The 12779-nt window shown below is 65.8% G+C and carries 13 protein-coding genes; 9 read left to right on the forward strand and 4 right to left on the reverse strand.

What is annotated here, in order from left to right; genetic code table 11:
• The first annotated feature begins 233 nt into the window (after positions 1 to 233).
• Genes ACERLL_RS09875 through ACERLL_RS09885 form a run of 3 tightly spaced genes read left to right on the forward strand, consistent with a single transcriptional unit; the run spans position 234 to position 3542 of the window.
• Positions 234 to 1754: a glycosyltransferase family 39 protein gene (locus ACERLL_RS09875; RefSeq protein ID WP_373655918.1), complete on the forward strand. Its 1521-nt coding sequence runs from the start codon at positions 234 to 236 to the stop codon at positions 1752 to 1754.
• Positions 1754 to 2689 (forward strand): glycosyltransferase family 2 protein, encoded by a 936-nt coding sequence (locus ACERLL_RS09880; protein WP_373655919.1) that lies wholly within the window; start codon positions 1754 to 1756, stop codon positions 2687 to 2689. The genes ACERLL_RS09875 and ACERLL_RS09880 overlap by 1 nt, the downstream gene beginning before the upstream one ends.
• On the forward strand, positions 2673 to 3542 hold the full coding sequence (locus ACERLL_RS09885) for a lysylphosphatidylglycerol synthase transmembrane domain-containing protein (protein ID WP_373655920.1): 870 nt from the start codon (positions 2673 to 2675) through the stop codon (positions 3540 to 3542). The genes ACERLL_RS09880 and ACERLL_RS09885 overlap by 17 nt, the downstream gene beginning before the upstream one ends.
• Before the next feature lie 61 nt (positions 3543 to 3603).
• On the opposite strand, the gene lgt is transcribed toward ACERLL_RS09885, so the two are convergent.
• A complete protein-coding gene (gene lgt, locus ACERLL_RS09890) occupies positions 3604 to 4404 on the reverse strand; it encodes a prolipoprotein diacylglyceryl transferase (RefSeq protein ID WP_373655921.1) in 801 nt (266 codons plus the stop codon).
• A gap of 214 nt (positions 4405 to 4618) precedes the next feature.
• On the opposite strand from lgt, the gene ACERLL_RS09895 reads away from it, so the two are divergent.
• The gene (locus ACERLL_RS09895) at positions 4619 to 5029 is read left to right on the forward strand and encodes a hypothetical protein (RefSeq protein WP_373655922.1); all 411 of its coding nucleotides are present in this window, start codon (positions 4619 to 4621) and stop codon (positions 5027 to 5029) included.
• Position 5030: 1 nt separating this feature from the next.
• Here ACERLL_RS09895 and ACERLL_RS09900 read toward each other — a convergent pair whose 3' ends face one another.
• Positions 5031 to 5450, reverse strand: a complete 420-nt coding sequence (locus tag ACERLL_RS09900) for a VanZ family protein (protein WP_373655923.1) — start codon at positions 5448 to 5450, stop codon at positions 5031 to 5033.
• A 234-nt stretch (positions 5451 to 5684) separates the two neighbouring features.
• Positions 5685 to 6299 (reverse strand): TetR/AcrR family transcriptional regulator, encoded by a 615-nt coding sequence (locus ACERLL_RS09905; RefSeq protein WP_373655924.1) that lies wholly within the window; start codon positions 6297 to 6299, stop codon positions 5685 to 5687.
• Between the two features lie 455 nt (positions 6300 to 6754).
• Between ACERLL_RS09905 and ACERLL_RS09910 the strand changes: the two genes are divergently transcribed.
• The gene (locus ACERLL_RS09910; RefSeq protein ID WP_373655925.1) at positions 6755 to 8086 is read left to right on the forward strand and encodes a TolC family outer membrane protein; all 1332 of its coding nucleotides are present in this window, start codon (positions 6755 to 6757) and stop codon (positions 8084 to 8086) included.
• Between the two features lie 17 nt (positions 8087 to 8103).
• On the opposite strand, the gene mltF is transcribed toward ACERLL_RS09910, so the two are convergent.
• On the reverse strand, positions 8104 to 9549 hold the full coding sequence (gene mltF, locus ACERLL_RS09915; RefSeq protein ID WP_373655926.1) for a membrane-bound lytic murein transglycosylase MltF: 1446 nt from the start codon (positions 9547 to 9549) through the stop codon (positions 8104 to 8106).
• A 193-nt stretch (positions 9550 to 9742) separates the two neighbouring features.
• Here mltF and ACERLL_RS09920 point away from each other — a divergent pair, with 193 nt between their 5' ends.
• The 4 genes from ACERLL_RS09920 to ACERLL_RS09935 all read left to right on the forward strand — a co-directional run bounded on the left by ACERLL_RS09920 (position 9743) and on the right by ACERLL_RS09935 (position 12768).
• On the forward strand, positions 9743 to 10189 hold the full coding sequence (locus tag ACERLL_RS09920) for an Hsp20/alpha crystallin family protein (RefSeq protein ID WP_373655927.1): 447 nt from the start codon (positions 9743 to 9745) through the stop codon (positions 10187 to 10189).
• Between the two features lie 141 nt (positions 10190 to 10330).
• A complete protein-coding gene (locus tag ACERLL_RS09925; protein ID WP_373655928.1) occupies positions 10331 to 11308 on the forward strand; it encodes a DnaJ C-terminal domain-containing protein in 978 nt (325 codons plus the stop codon).
• 3 nt (positions 11309 to 11311) lie between these two features.
• Entirely contained in the window at positions 11312 to 11635 is a 324-nt protein-coding gene (locus ACERLL_RS09930; RefSeq protein ID WP_373655929.1) for a chaperone modulator CbpM, read from the forward strand.
• A 50-nt stretch (positions 11636 to 11685) separates the two neighbouring features.
• Positions 11686 to 12768 carry a PA0069 family radical SAM protein gene (locus ACERLL_RS09935; RefSeq protein ID WP_373655930.1) on the forward strand — a complete coding sequence of 361 codons (1083 nt, stop codon included), beginning with the start codon at positions 11686 to 11688 and terminating at the stop codon, positions 12766 to 12768.
• Positions 12769 to 12779 lie beyond the last annotated feature (11 nt).

The raw sequence follows: 12779 nt of genomic DNA on the forward strand, positions 1-12779 counted from the left end.
ATTCTCCCGAGCGCGACGTTCGGACAGCCGATACGTCGCCCTCCTGCGGACAGCGCTGGGGGAGGGCCTGCAACGTGCAGAATTTCTTAAGCCATTCGACGAACGGCTAGCGTCTTGTCTCAAAAGCTCATCGCCATTTGGCGAGCCGGGAAGGCGGGCTTCCCGCCACCGTACCCGGCGGGAACGGACACGACGCGTAGGCCCCGTTCATTCAAGACAAAGCGCGCACTACCATGACCCGAGCCCATTGGTTCTGGGGGATCTTCGGCATCCTCATTTCCCTGTTCCTCAATCTGAGCACCATTCCCCTGTTCGACGTGGACGAGGGGGCCTTCGCCGAAGCCACCCGGGAGATGCTGGCTCGGGGCGATTTCCTCACCACGTACCTCGACGGCGCGCTCCGCTTCGACAAACCGATCCTCATCTACTGGCTGCAGGCGCTCTCCGTTAGCGTGCTGGGGCTGACCGAAGGCGCCGTGCGGCTGCCGTCCGTGCTCGCCAGCCTGGCCTGGGCGGGGCTCACCTTTTTCTTCGGCCGCCGCTATTTCGGTACGGAAGCCGGTTTCTGGGCAGCCTTTTTCCTAGCCCTCGCCCTGCAGGTCAGCCTGATCGCCAAGGCGGCCATCGCCGACGCCCTGCTGAACCTCTGGGTCGCCACCGCCCTGTTCGCCATATTCCGCTACCACGCATCCGGACGGCGCCCCTACCTGCTTTCCGCCTACGCGGCCATGGCGCTCGGCATGCTGACCAAGGGGCCGGTGGCGGTGCTGATCCCCTTCGCCACCACCTTCCTGTACTATCTGTCGCTGGGTCGCTGGCGGGACTGGCTACGCGGGGTGACCGACGTCCCGGGACTGCTCCTGTTCCTCGTCATAGCCGGACCCTGGTTCGCCCTGGAATATGCCGCCCAGGGCCAGGCCTTCATCGACGGCTTCTTCCTGAAGCACAACGTCGACCGCTTTCAGGGGCCCATGGAGGGCCACACGGGCAGCCTGCTGTACTACGTGCCCGTGGTCCTGCTCGGAGTACTGCCCTTCACCGGTCTGATACTGCGCGGCCTCCGGCCGCTGCGGGCCCTCTGGGCGGATTCCCTGAGCCGTTTCCTGCTGCTGTGGTTCACCTTCGTCTTCGTCTTCTTCTCCATTTCGGGAACCAAGCTTCCGCACTACGTGATTTACGGCTATACGCCGCTGTTCCTGCTGGCCGGCCGCGCCGCCACCCGGGCCTGGAGCCCCTGGATGATCGGCCTGTGGCCGCTGGGCTTCCTGGGGGTTCTGGCGGCGCTTCCCCTGATCGCGGCCCACTTCGCGGACACCGTTTCCGCTCCCCTCGCCCTGGCGATGATCGAGGGACTCCAGGCGCGGCTCGGCTGGGCCTGGTCCTCGGCCATGCTGCTTCTGGGCGTAGCGCTGCTCGTCCTGCTTTACTGGGGGAGCCGCCGCGGGATCCTGCTGGGCATGGGCATCGGCATGGCCGTGGTCTTCCACGGTGCCCTCCTGCCCCAGGCGGCGGCGGTCAAGCAGGGGCCGATTCGGGAGGCCGGCGAGCTGGCACGCCGGATGGACGTTCCGATCCATCTGGAAATGCGCGCCCCCAGCTTTCTGTTCTACGCTCGGTCGACCTCCGTGGGTCGCCCAATGCGCCCCGGCGACTGGGTCCTGATCGAGGCACACCAAGCGCACGAGCTGCCTCCCCATCGCGTGGTCCGGAACCGTAACGGCATCCTGCTCGCCGAAATTCGCGAGGAAGACTGATGAAGTTATCCGTCGTTATTCCGGTCATGGACGAAGAGGGCAATATCCAGCCCATGATGGAAAGCCTGCGGGAAGCCCTGGCGGGGGTGGACCACGAAGTGATCTTCGTGGACGACGGCTCCCGGGACAATACGGTAGCGGCCCTCAAGGCCGAATCCTACAGGCATACCCGGGTGCTAGTGCTCTCCCGCAACTACGGGCAGACCACTGCCATGGCCGCGGGTATCGACGCCGCCCGGGGCGACTACATCGCCACCCTGGACGGGGACCTGCAGAACGATGCGGGCGACATCCTCAATATGGTGGAACGGATGGAGCGGGAAGGCTGGGACGTGGTGGCCGGCAACCGCAAGGGGCGCAAGGACGGCTGGCTGTTCCGCAAGCTGCCCAGCAAGGCGGCCAACCTGCTTATCGGCCGCCTGACGGGGGTCCAGCTATCGGATTACGGCTGCACGCTCAAGGTGTTCCGGGCGGAAACCGCCAAGAATCTCGGACTTTACGGCGAGCTACACCGCTTCATCCCGGTCCTGGCCACCCTGCAGGGGGCCCGGATAACGGAAATGGACGTGCAGCACCACCCGCGCGTCAGCGGACGCTCCAAATACGGCCTGGGCCGCACCATGCGAGTCCTCTCGGATCTCACCCTCATGGTGTTCCTGCAAAAATACTCCTCACGGCCCATGCACCTGTTCGGAAGCTCGGGAATCCTGGTGCTCACCGCCGGTATGCTGGTGGACCTCTACATGGTCTACCTGAAGCTGCTGGGCCAGGACATCGGCACCCGGCCCCTGTTGTTCCTGGGGATTCTGCTGACCGTGGTGGGCTTCCAGCTGATCACCACCGGCTTCATCGCCGAGCTCATGATGCGGACCTATTATGAGTCCCAGAACAAGCGCCCCTACCGGATCAAGGAAGAGTATGTCGGCGGCGGCTAAGCTGCTCGCCCGGCTCGCCTTCCTCGCCGGCGCCCTCTACCTGCTTCTGAACGCCGTCGACCTGCCCGCGCTGAAACAGGCCCTCTCGCGCGCCAGCCCGCTCTGGCTCGGGGTGGCCCTGATTCTGTTCAATGCCTCCCAGGTCCTCAGTGCCGGCCGTCTGCAGGTCCTGCTACATCCGGTCGGGGCCGTTCCTCGGTATTTGGAGCAGCTGCGCCTCTACTACGCCGGGATGTTCTGCAATCTGTACCTGCCCGGCGGGATCGGTGGTGACGGCCTCAAAGCATACTGGCTGAAGCGGCGGTTCGGCGTGGGCCTGGGGAGCCTGATTCGGGCCCTGCTCCTGGACCGGGCCTCGGGGCTGGCCGCGCTGCTGGCCCTGGCCTGCCTGCTCGGGACGGTATGGAGTGGAGCATGGTACTGGCTGCTCTTGGGCCTGGGGGGCTTGCTGGTCTACCCCGCCCTGGCCGACCGGCTGTTCCCGCGATTCCGGGGGACGGCCCCCCGGGCACTGGCCCTGTCGCTGGGCATTCAGGGGCTGCAGGGGGGGTCGGCGTGGGCACTCATGCAGGCCCTGGATCTGGATGGCGTCATCTACCTGCTTCTGTTCTTCCTGTCGGGTATTGCCGCCCTCGCTCCGGTCACCGTCGGGGGACTGGGCGCGCGGGAGCTGATCTACCTCTACGGCCTCTCCTGGACGGGCCACCCGCCCGGCGGCGGGATCGCCCTTGGCCTGTTCTTCTTCGCCATAACCGGACTCTCCTCCCTGGCCGGGTGGCCGCAAACCGGCAGGTTTCTGCGCACCCACAAGGCCGGGGAGAGCGATGCGGCGGCCCGCGGCGGCACGCCCTAGGCCGGTTGATCCGACATGCCCCCGGACTCCCCCATGCAGGCACGGCCCGCGCGACGGGAGCTCAATCGCTACCGTAGGCCTTCGCCTCCGCCGAGCCCGGAGGGGCCACCAGAAGCCAGGCGCCCGCGAGGACCATGGGCAGCGACAGCCACTGGCCCATGGAAAAGCCCAGGGCGAGTGTTCCAAGCTGCGGGTCGGGGGCCCGGAAGTATTCCACGCCGAACCGGAACACCCCGTACAGCAGCAGGAACAGCCCGAATACCCGACCGTTGCGCCGGGGGCGGCGGGCATATACCCAGACGACCACGAATAGCACGAGGCCCTCCAGGAGCACTTCGTAGATCTGGGAAGGATGGCGGGGAATCCGGTCCACGTGCGGGAAAATCATGGCCCAGGGCAAGGCGGGATCGGCGGGCCGGCCCCACAGCTCGCCGTTGATGAAATTGCCGAGGCGGCCAAGACCGAGCCCGATGGGGACCACCGGCGTGAGGAAGTCCCCCACCGCTAGGATGGGCCGGTTATGCCGGCGGGCGAACCAAATGACCGCGAGCACCACACCGATCAGACCGCCATGGAAGGACATTCCGCCGTCCCAGACGGCGAGCATGGCCAGGGGATGGCTCAGGTAGAAATCCAGGTTGTAGAACAGCACATAGCCCAGCCGCCCTCCCAGCACCACCCCCAGGATGCAGGCGAAGGCCAGATCGTCCACCTCCTGGGCGCCCACCCCGATGCGGTCCCGGCGACGCTGCAGGATCACCCAGCCGAGGATAAAGGCAACCGCGTACATGAGTCCGTACCAGTGCACGGCCACAGGGCCGATCTCGATGGCAACCGGATCGATTCGCGGATAGACCAGCACTGGCATGCTCCTTCAGCTAGGCGATTCCCAAAGGGGATGGCAAAATGATTTTCAGTGGCCGGATCCAAGCGGCTCCGGACGTTTTCGTTCACCCTCCGTACCAAGCGAGGTACTTCCCTTGCAACGGCGCCTTATCCAAAAGGGTCTTCTAAAGGCCTCCCAATGGGCCGTCAAGGCTGCCCGAGAAGGATTCCAGGTTCCCATTCCGCAATCCATGCTGGACAATCTGATGCGTCGGGTGGATGACCCCTCCGTCCGGGATCTTCAGCTTAAGGCGACCCCGGATAACCGGCTCGAGCTCTCGGGAAAGAAGAAGAAAGGCGTCTGGGTGGGCTTCCAGGCCACCTTCCAGATGGCCCCGCCCCACGCCCAGGAGCACGGCCAGAGCCTGGCCCTTACGCTGGAGAAAGCCGACCCCTTTTTTGCCCGCAACGCCCTCCTGGACACCCTGGCCGACGTGGACGGCGTACAAGTTCAGGAAGAGCGGGTTCTGGTGGATCTGGGAAGCCTCATCGAGCAGAACGATTGGGGCCGGCGAGTTCCCAAGGCCCTGAGGGACCGCCTGCGCATCGCTGACGTGTCCACCCAGGACGGCCGGATCAACCTGCGGGTGGGCATTACCTGACTTACGGCCTTTCCAGGCCGAGCCAGACCCGCGCCAGGGCGCCCCGAGCTGCCCGGGCGACGATTACCGCGATTGCCAGCCCCAGAAGGTCGGCGACCCAATCCTCCATGGACATGCGTCTTCCGGCCACGAAGGATTGATGGTACTCGTCCAGGCCGCCGAACAGGGCCCCCGCCAAAAGCCCCATGCTTCCCCACGTGGGCCGGGGCCATCGGGGCCGCATGCGGGCAGCCGCTCCGACCCCGAGCACCCCCAGCACGAAGTAGACTCCCGTGTGCAGCGCCTTGTCGGCCCCCTGGAACGGATAGACCGGAAGGAGCGTGCCGGGGAAGTGGCTGGAAATGGTAATCAAGGCCGCCCACAACAGCCAAGCGGAAATCCAGAGCACGGTGGCGGTCCGCGGCCGGAGCGCCCTGTCCATGGGGTCTTCCCTCTCTCAAAGGCCCGCCCCCGCCCGGTTCACGCGCCGAGAGCGGGAAAGGATAGCACGACCCGCCCAGCCCGCCGGTTCGCTGCTACGTCATCGGCGCAAGCGGGCACGGGGGAGAACGTTCGCAGGCCGTAAGCGCCCGCACAGGTTGGCCAGGAAAGTGGGCGGGGTCAAGGCCGCCGCCCGGGAAACGGATTTGGATCGGAGCCCCAGCCCCAAGCCTGCCTACCGGGGCTTCAAGCCTTCCATGAGCAGGTGCAGCATGCCTTCGGCGAACTGGTCGGGATCGTCGGCGAAAGCGATCCCCGGCGTATGCGACAGCATTTCCCGGGCCTGGAAAAAGAATATCTGGGAGCCCACCAGAACGGTGGTCACCAGGGCCGGATCGTGCTCCCGGCCGAACAGCCCGGCCTCCTGACCGCGCTGGACGAGCTCCACCATGCGCTGGAAGTTGTCCCCGTAGACTTCCTGGGCCAGGGTCCGAATCCGCTCCGATTCCCCGTCCAGCAGCTCTCGGAATATGAGCTGCCCGACCTGGGCGTGATTGAACAGGTGGTGGATGTGATAGCGGGCGAACTCCGCCAGGGCCTTCTCGGCCTGCTCATCCTCACCGAGGACACCCTGCAGGAAGGCTGTGGTTTCCTGGCACGCCTGGAGTATGACGTGATAGTACAGGGCCTCCTTGCTGGGGAAGTGGTGGAAGATGGCCGCCTTGCTCAGCCCGGCCTCCCGGGCCAGAGCCGCCATGGAGACCCCCTTGAACCCGTGCCGGGCGAACAGGCGGGCCGCCACCTCGGTGATCCGCCGACACCCATCCGCGCTTTCCCGAACCTCGGTCATCCCGCTTCCAACCTGTTGGGCCGCAATTTACTGACCGAACGGTCAGGGCGTGAACCCTCTCCCGATCCGGAAGGAATGTCAAGATTCGGGACCCTATGGGTCCGGGACTTAAAGGCGGACAATGGCCGGGTCCGTGTCACCCGGCACCTCCCGAGCGGCCCGTGCAAAAGACCGGAGCCGCGAAACCCCATGACTCGGCGCTGTTAACATGGCACAAATGGGGAGAAGACCGATGTCTGGCGCGACCGCCGCAATATCCCGTCGACAATCGGGAAGAAGACAGTCTGCAAGGGGTTCTTGACTTCCTGACCGGTCGGTCAGCAAACTACTGCTCCAGCACGCCGGGGGATTCCGGAACGTCTGTCCGTCCTTCCTCCGCCGGAAGCTCTACCACTCTCTTCGTCACTCGGAGCCCGTCCGTGCCTTCCATGGACGGGCCAAGAGGAATACCTTCTATGGGTAATGTCAGCGGTAAAGCCCGGACACGGGGCCTCCTGCTCGGAATGGCCGCCGTCCTCGCCGCCCCTCCTGTCCAGGCAGCCGACCTGCTCGATCTGTACCGGACCGCGGAGCAGGTGAGCCCCAATCTGGAGCAGGCACAGAGGCAGCGCCTGATCGCCAATTACCAGGAGGATCAGGCGCAGGCCGGGTTCTTCCCCTCCCTGACCGGCCAGGCCTCCCGCAGCTGGAACGAGGAAACCCAAGTCATCGCCGGATCGCCGCAAAGCTCCGGCACCACCGATTACACCCAGGATCAGTACAGCCTGACGCTGAGTCAGCCTCTGTTCATGGGGGGACGCACCTGGCTCAGCGTGGACATCGCCCAGCTCGGCCAGCGGCAGGCGGAAGCGCAGCTTTCGGCCACCCGCCAGGACCTGATGGTGCAGGTGGCCGAGGCCTATTTCGCCGTGCTCAATGCCCAAGACGACGTGAACCTGGCCCAACGGGAGGTGCGGCGCGTCAAGGAGCACCTGGAGCGGGCCCAGGCCCAATTCGATGTGGGGACCGGGGATATCACCGGCGTGCGCGAGGCGCAGGCGCGCAGGGACCAGGCACAGACGCGCCTAATCCGGGCCCGCAACACCCTGCAAACCGCCCGGCAGCGGCTGCGCCGCCTCATCCGGAAGCGGCCCCCCGCCCTCGAAGAAGTGGAAGAGGTCGAGCTGGGCGCCCCCGATCCCTCCAGCCCCGAGGCCTGGGTGGATCGGGCGCTCGGCGAGCATCCCGAGCTGGTCCGGCTCCGCAAGCAGCTCAACATCGACCGCAAGAACGTGGATCTAGCGCGGCGCCAGCGGTGGCCCGAGATCTCCGCCCAGGCCCAGTACAGCAAGGTGGAGGGCGGAAGCTTCTTCACCTCCGACGAGGTGCACAGCGCCACCCTGCAAATGGACTGGCCCATCTACCAGGGCGGCCGGGTATCGGCCACCACCAATATCCGCCAGGAGCAGGCCTCGCAGACCCGCCTGCAGCTTGACGACCAGCAGGAGCAGGTCCGGGTGCAGACCACCCAGGCCTTCTACGATTGGGAGTCGGCCATGCAGGAGGTACGCAGTCTCCGGGCCCAGGTGCGCTCCGCCAAGACGCAGCTGGAGGCCATCCAGACCGGGTTCGAGGTGGGACGCCGTACCAGCATCGACGTGCTGGACGCCCAGCAGGAATATTTCGATGCCCTGCGCAACCTCTCGCAGGCCCGTAATCAGTACCTGCTCTCCCGGCTGCAGCTGAAATCCGCCGCCGGGGTCCTGACCATGGCGGATCTGCAGACGGTGAACCGCCAGCTGAACTAGGGGCCCCGCCAGGCCTTCTAGGACGGCCCGGACGCTTTCGTCCGGGCCGTTTTAGCGTCTTCCTCCCGGAACTGTTTGGCCAGGATTGCCCGGTACTGTCGGATCCGCTGCACGTACTGAACGGGCTCCATTCCCCGCGCATAGCCGTAAGGCAGGTCCTTGTAGTATTTGCGCTGCGAGAGCAGGGGCAGCATTTCCTTCAGGGCGTTCCAGCTGTCCGGATCCCGGTCGAACCGGCGAGCAAGCCGGCGGGCGTCCCAGACATGGCCCATGCCCACATTGTAGGCCGCCAGGGCGATCCAGGTGCGGTCCGGCTGCCGGATGCTGTCGGGCAGCCGCTCGAACATGCGCTGGAGATACTCCGCGCCGCCCCGGATGCTGTTTTCCACATGGATGCGGTCCTCTATGCCCAGCGAGCGGGCGGTGGTCAGGGTCAGCATCATCATGCCCCGAACACCGGTGGGGCTCTCCGCCCGGGGCCGCCAATGGGACTCCTGGTAGGCCTGTGCGGCCAGGAGTCTCCAATTGAAGGGATATTTGGCGGCCACTTTCTTGAACAGGCCCATGTATTCGGGCAGCCGATTGCGGATGCGCTGCTGGAACGTGGCGATGTCCACGTAATCGAAGAGCTTGATGTGTCCGTAATAGCGTTCCCGGAGGGCGGCCAGCTCGTGCTCCTCCTTGAGGGAGGCGAACCATCTGCGCAGCCGCGCCTGGAGCTCGGTGGAGCCACGGGGCAGCGCCCAGGCCAGCTCCTGGTCCTCGCTCAGGGAAAAGGCGACGGTCAGATCGGGGTAATAGCGCTGGTTGACCGCCACGATGTTGGAATCGGCCACGGTACAGTCCGCCTCGCCCTTTCGCAGCTGCAGCAGGACCTGCTCCATGGACAGCTCGCTCGTGGTCCGCCACTCCAGCCCATGGACCACCTGCTTCACCTCCCGCAGCCGTTCCACGTAGCTAGTACCCGCCAGGACCAGCAGGTCCACCTCCGGCAGCTCCTCCCACGCATCGGGCACAGCCCCGCCCCGCTTGCACACCACCTGCTGGCGCACCTTCTGGTAGGTGGGACCGAAATCGAACCGCGCCTCGCGGCTGCGCGTCCTGGTGATTCCCGCGGCGGCGATGTGTCCCTCCCCCGCTTCCAGCGCATCGAGCAGGGATACCATGTCATCGATCACGGTGATGTGGAGCTCGACGCCCAGCTCCTCCGCAAGCTTTCTGGCCAGGTCGTACTCCAGACCGGTCTCGCCTTCACGGCCATAGTAGTAGGTGGTGGGCGAGTTGCGGGTCAGCACGCGCAGCTCTCCGGAGGCCCGGATCCTTTCCAGGGCTCCCTCGCCGTGGGGTCCTCCGTCCCCGCCGCCACAGCCCGTCAGGACCGCCGCGCTCCCGGTCAGCAGCCACAATCCGCCGAAACATGGACGGCCAAGCCAACGTGCGGCCCGCTTCAGCGTTCGGCCCATTCCGCGCCTCCGGAGACCGGCTCCGCCGGTCCGTATCCCATGGAAAATCCGGTTTAATGGACCCGCCATTCTACAGGATACGGATAATATCCCTTAGGGGACTTGAAAACGGAGGATACGGCCCCATTTGAAAGGGTAGAAAGGCGATTCTAGAGACACGCCCGACATTTCCACCAAGCAACAGGAGGCGGCCATGGCATTAATGCGGTATGACCCCTGGCGGACCATCAGCCAGCTACAAAATGAAATGAATCGTTTGTTCGAGAGCCAACTGGATAGTGAAGAGTCCGGGGACAACGGCACCGTGGCGGCCGATTGGAGGCCGGCAGTGGACGTCCAGGAGGATTCCGCGAATTACACCATAACCGCGGATCTTCCGGGCGTGGACCCCGAGAACATCGACGTTTCCCTGGAAAACGGGGTACTGACCATCCGGGGAGAGCGTCAGGACGACCGGAGAGCGGAAAGCGGCGAATACAAGCGCGTGGAGCGTATCCGGGGTACCTTCTTCCGGCGCTTCACGCTTCCCGACACCGCGGACGCGGAGAACGTGAAGGCGAAAAGCCGCAACGGCATCCTGGAGATCGTCATTCCCAAGCAGAAAGAGATCCAGCCGCGCAAGATCCAGGTGGAGTCCTGACGCTGAGCGCCGTCCGGTCCGTACCGGCTGTCACGGCGGGGCCCGCCCCGCCTTTTTTGCCTTCAAGCGGGACCGGCACCCGCCGAAACGGCCGGAGCTTCTCGGTGGATCGCCAATTTCTTCCCGGGCAAGGGGAACGGTATGGAATACAAGGATTATTACGGGATCCTGGGCGTTTCCCGGGACGCCGACAGGGACGAGATAAAGCGGGCGTACCGCAAACTTGCCCACAAGTACCATCCCGATGTCAGCAAGGAGCCGGACGCGGAGAAGCGCTTCAAGGAGGTCAAGGAGGCCTACGAGGTCCTGTCCGACCCGGAGAAACGGCAGGCCTACGACCAGCTCGGATCCGGCTGGCAGGCGGGCCAGAGCTTCGAGCCGCCGCCGGGATGGGAAGGCAATTTCGATTTCCGGGGCGGGGGCTTCTCGGCCTTCGGCGCCGAGGAGTTCAGTGACTTCTTCGAATCGCTGTTCGGCGCCGGCGGCTTCCGTCAGCAGGATCCGTTCTCTCGGGCCCGCGGCGGGACCTGGGGGGGTGCCGGCGGCTTCGCCGGCCGCGGCGAGGACCAGCACGGGCACCTGGAGATCACCCTGGAGGAGGCCTTCCAAGGCGGCAGCCGCCGAATCCAGATGACCACCCCCGAGCCCGACGGGAAAGGACGCATGGTGAACAAGCCGCGCAGCCTGGATGTCCGCATCCCGTCCGGTGTGCGGGACGGACAACAGATCCGGCTGTCGGGCCAGGGCAGCCCGGCCCCGGGCGGCGGAGCGCGTGGCGACCTCTATCTCGAGCTGCGGATCCAGCCGCACCGACACTTCCGTCTGGAGGATCGGGACGTCTACCTGAACCTCCCCATCACCCCCTGGGAAGCGGCGCTCGGGGAGCGTATCCAGGTGCCCACCCTGGGCGGCACGGTGACCCTGGCCATTCCGCCCGGGGCACAATCGGGACAGAAGCTGCGCCTCAAGGGCCGGGGGTTGCCAGGCAGCCATCCGGGAGACCAATATGTAATCGTGCAGATCAAAGTCCCCAAGCCCGAAACCGAGGAGCAAAAGGAGCTCTATCGGGAGATGGCGCGCAAGCTGCCCTTCACCCCGCGCGCCGATCTTGGAGTGTAGTCCATGGCGGAAGCTCCGGAACCGATTACCGGCGTGATTCTGGACGAGACCACCGTGTACACCCTGGGCGAGCTCGGCCAGGCCAGCGGCCTGGACGCGGAGCGGTTGGTCCAGCTCGTACACCTGGGCGTCCTCGAGCCCCTGGAATGGCACCGGGAGCGGTGGTGCTTCTCCGGGCATTCGGTTCTGCGCCTGCAGACGGCCCTGCGCCTCCAACGGGATCTCGGAGTCAATCCGGAGGGGGCCGCCCTCGCCCTGGACCTGCTCGACGAGCTGACAGCCTTGAGACAGCGCACGGACAGAATGGAAAGACAGCTTTTCGGCTGACCCTAGCCGCCCTATACTGTCCGGTATTCTCCCGATCAGGATGAGGGGCCATGGCTGGCGGTAATCGCACCGACCCTCCCAAAGGGCGCGGCGCGACGAGCAACCCGGAGGGCCGCTTCGAATCGGTCACCCACGAACCGGTGGACGACGGCTGGGGTGACAAGGATCCCGCCCCTCCTTCCCTCCGAACGGAAGTCGCCGTCGATGCCGCCCGGAGCGCCATTACCTGGAACGACTCCCCCGACCTGCCCTTCGACCGTTCCGTCAATCCGTACCGCGGCTGCGAGCACGGCTGCGTCTACTGCTATGCCCGCCCCACCCACGCCTATTGGGACCTCTCACCCGGGCTCGATTTCGAAAGCCGTCTACTGGTAAAGCCCGAAGCGGCCCGCCTGCTGGAGGAGGAGCTGGCCGCTCCGGATTACCGGTGCGCACCCATGGCACTGGGCACCAATACGGACCCGTACCAGCCCATCGAGAAAAAGTACGGCATCACTCGCGCCCTCCTGGAAACCCTGGAGCGCACCAGCCATCCGGTCTCCGTCGTTACCAAGTCCACCCTGGTGGAGCGGGACCTCGATGTCCTGGCCCCCATGGCGGCGCGCAACCTGGCCACGGTCACGGTTTCCCTCACCACCTTCAACCGGGAGCTGTCGCGCCGTATGGAGCCCCGGGCGGCGGCCCCCAACCGACGGCTGCGCATCATAAAGAACCTAACCTCGGCGGGCATTCCGGTCGGCGTGCTGGTGGCACCGGTGATTCCGGTGCTCACCGACGGCGAGCTGGAGCGCATCCTGGAGGCCTGCGCCGAGGCCGGCGCCGGCAGCGCGGGCTATGTGCTGCTCCGGCTACCGCACGAGGTGGAGGGCCTGTTCCGCGAATGGCTGGCCACCCACTATCCCCAGAAGGCGGACCACGTCATGAGCCGCCTGGAGGAAGCGCGGGGCGGAGCCGCCAACGATCCCGAGTTCGGCAGCCGCATGACCGGCACAGGGGCATACGCGGAGCTCATCGGCCGGCGCTTCAACCTTGCCTGCCAGCGGCTGAGGCTATCCGGCCACGACAACGCGCTGGAAACCGGGCTGTTCACCCCGCCTCCGCCTCCTTCTGGGACGCAGATGAGCCTGTTCTGAAGCGCTGCGAA

Source organism: Thiohalorhabdus sp. Cl-TMA (assembly GCF_041821045.1).
Lineage (GTDB): Bacteria > Pseudomonadota > Gammaproteobacteria > Thiohalorhabdales > Thiohalorhabdaceae > Thiohalorhabdus > Thiohalorhabdus methylotropha.

Excerpts from the sequence above, each read along its gene's own strand:
- ACERLL_RS09875 (WP_373655918.1), top strand. The coding sequence starts at position 234 with ATGACCCGAGCCCATTGGTTCTGGGGGATCTTCGGCATCCTCATTTCC.
- ACERLL_RS09880 (WP_373655919.1), top strand. The coding sequence starts at position 1,754 with ATGAAGTTATCCGTCGTTATTCCGGTCATGGACGAAGAGGGCAATATC.
- ACERLL_RS09885 (WP_373655920.1), top strand. The coding sequence starts at position 2,673 with ATGTCGGCGGCGGCTAAGCTGCTCGCCCGGCTCGCCTTCCTCGCCGGC.
- ACERLL_RS09895 (WP_373655922.1), top strand. The coding sequence starts at position 4,619 with ATGCTGGACAATCTGATGCGTCGGGTGGATGACCCCTCCGTCCGGGAT.
- ACERLL_RS09900 (WP_373655923.1), bottom strand. The coding sequence starts at position 5,450 with ATGGACAGGGCGCTCCGGCCGCGGACCGCCACCGTGCTCTGGATTTCC.
- ACERLL_RS09905 (WP_373655924.1), bottom strand. The coding sequence starts at position 6,299 with ATGACCGAGGTTCGGGAAAGCGCGGATGGGTGTCGGCGGATCACCGAG.
- ACERLL_RS09910 (WP_373655925.1), top strand. The coding sequence starts at position 6,755 with ATGGGTAATGTCAGCGGTAAAGCCCGGACACGGGGCCTCCTGCTCGGA.
- mltF (WP_373655926.1), bottom strand. The coding sequence starts at position 9,549 with ATGGGCCGAACGCTGAAGCGGGCCGCACGTTGGCTTGGCCGTCCATGT.
- ACERLL_RS09920 (WP_373655927.1), top strand. The coding sequence starts at position 9,743 with ATGGCATTAATGCGGTATGACCCCTGGCGGACCATCAGCCAGCTACAA.
- ACERLL_RS09925 (WP_373655928.1), top strand. The coding sequence starts at position 10,331 with ATGGAATACAAGGATTATTACGGGATCCTGGGCGTTTCCCGGGACGCC.
- ACERLL_RS09930 (WP_373655929.1), top strand. The coding sequence starts at position 11,312 with ATGGCGGAAGCTCCGGAACCGATTACCGGCGTGATTCTGGACGAGACC.
- ACERLL_RS09935 (WP_373655930.1), top strand. The coding sequence starts at position 11,686 with ATGGCTGGCGGTAATCGCACCGACCCTCCCAAAGGGCGCGGCGCGACG.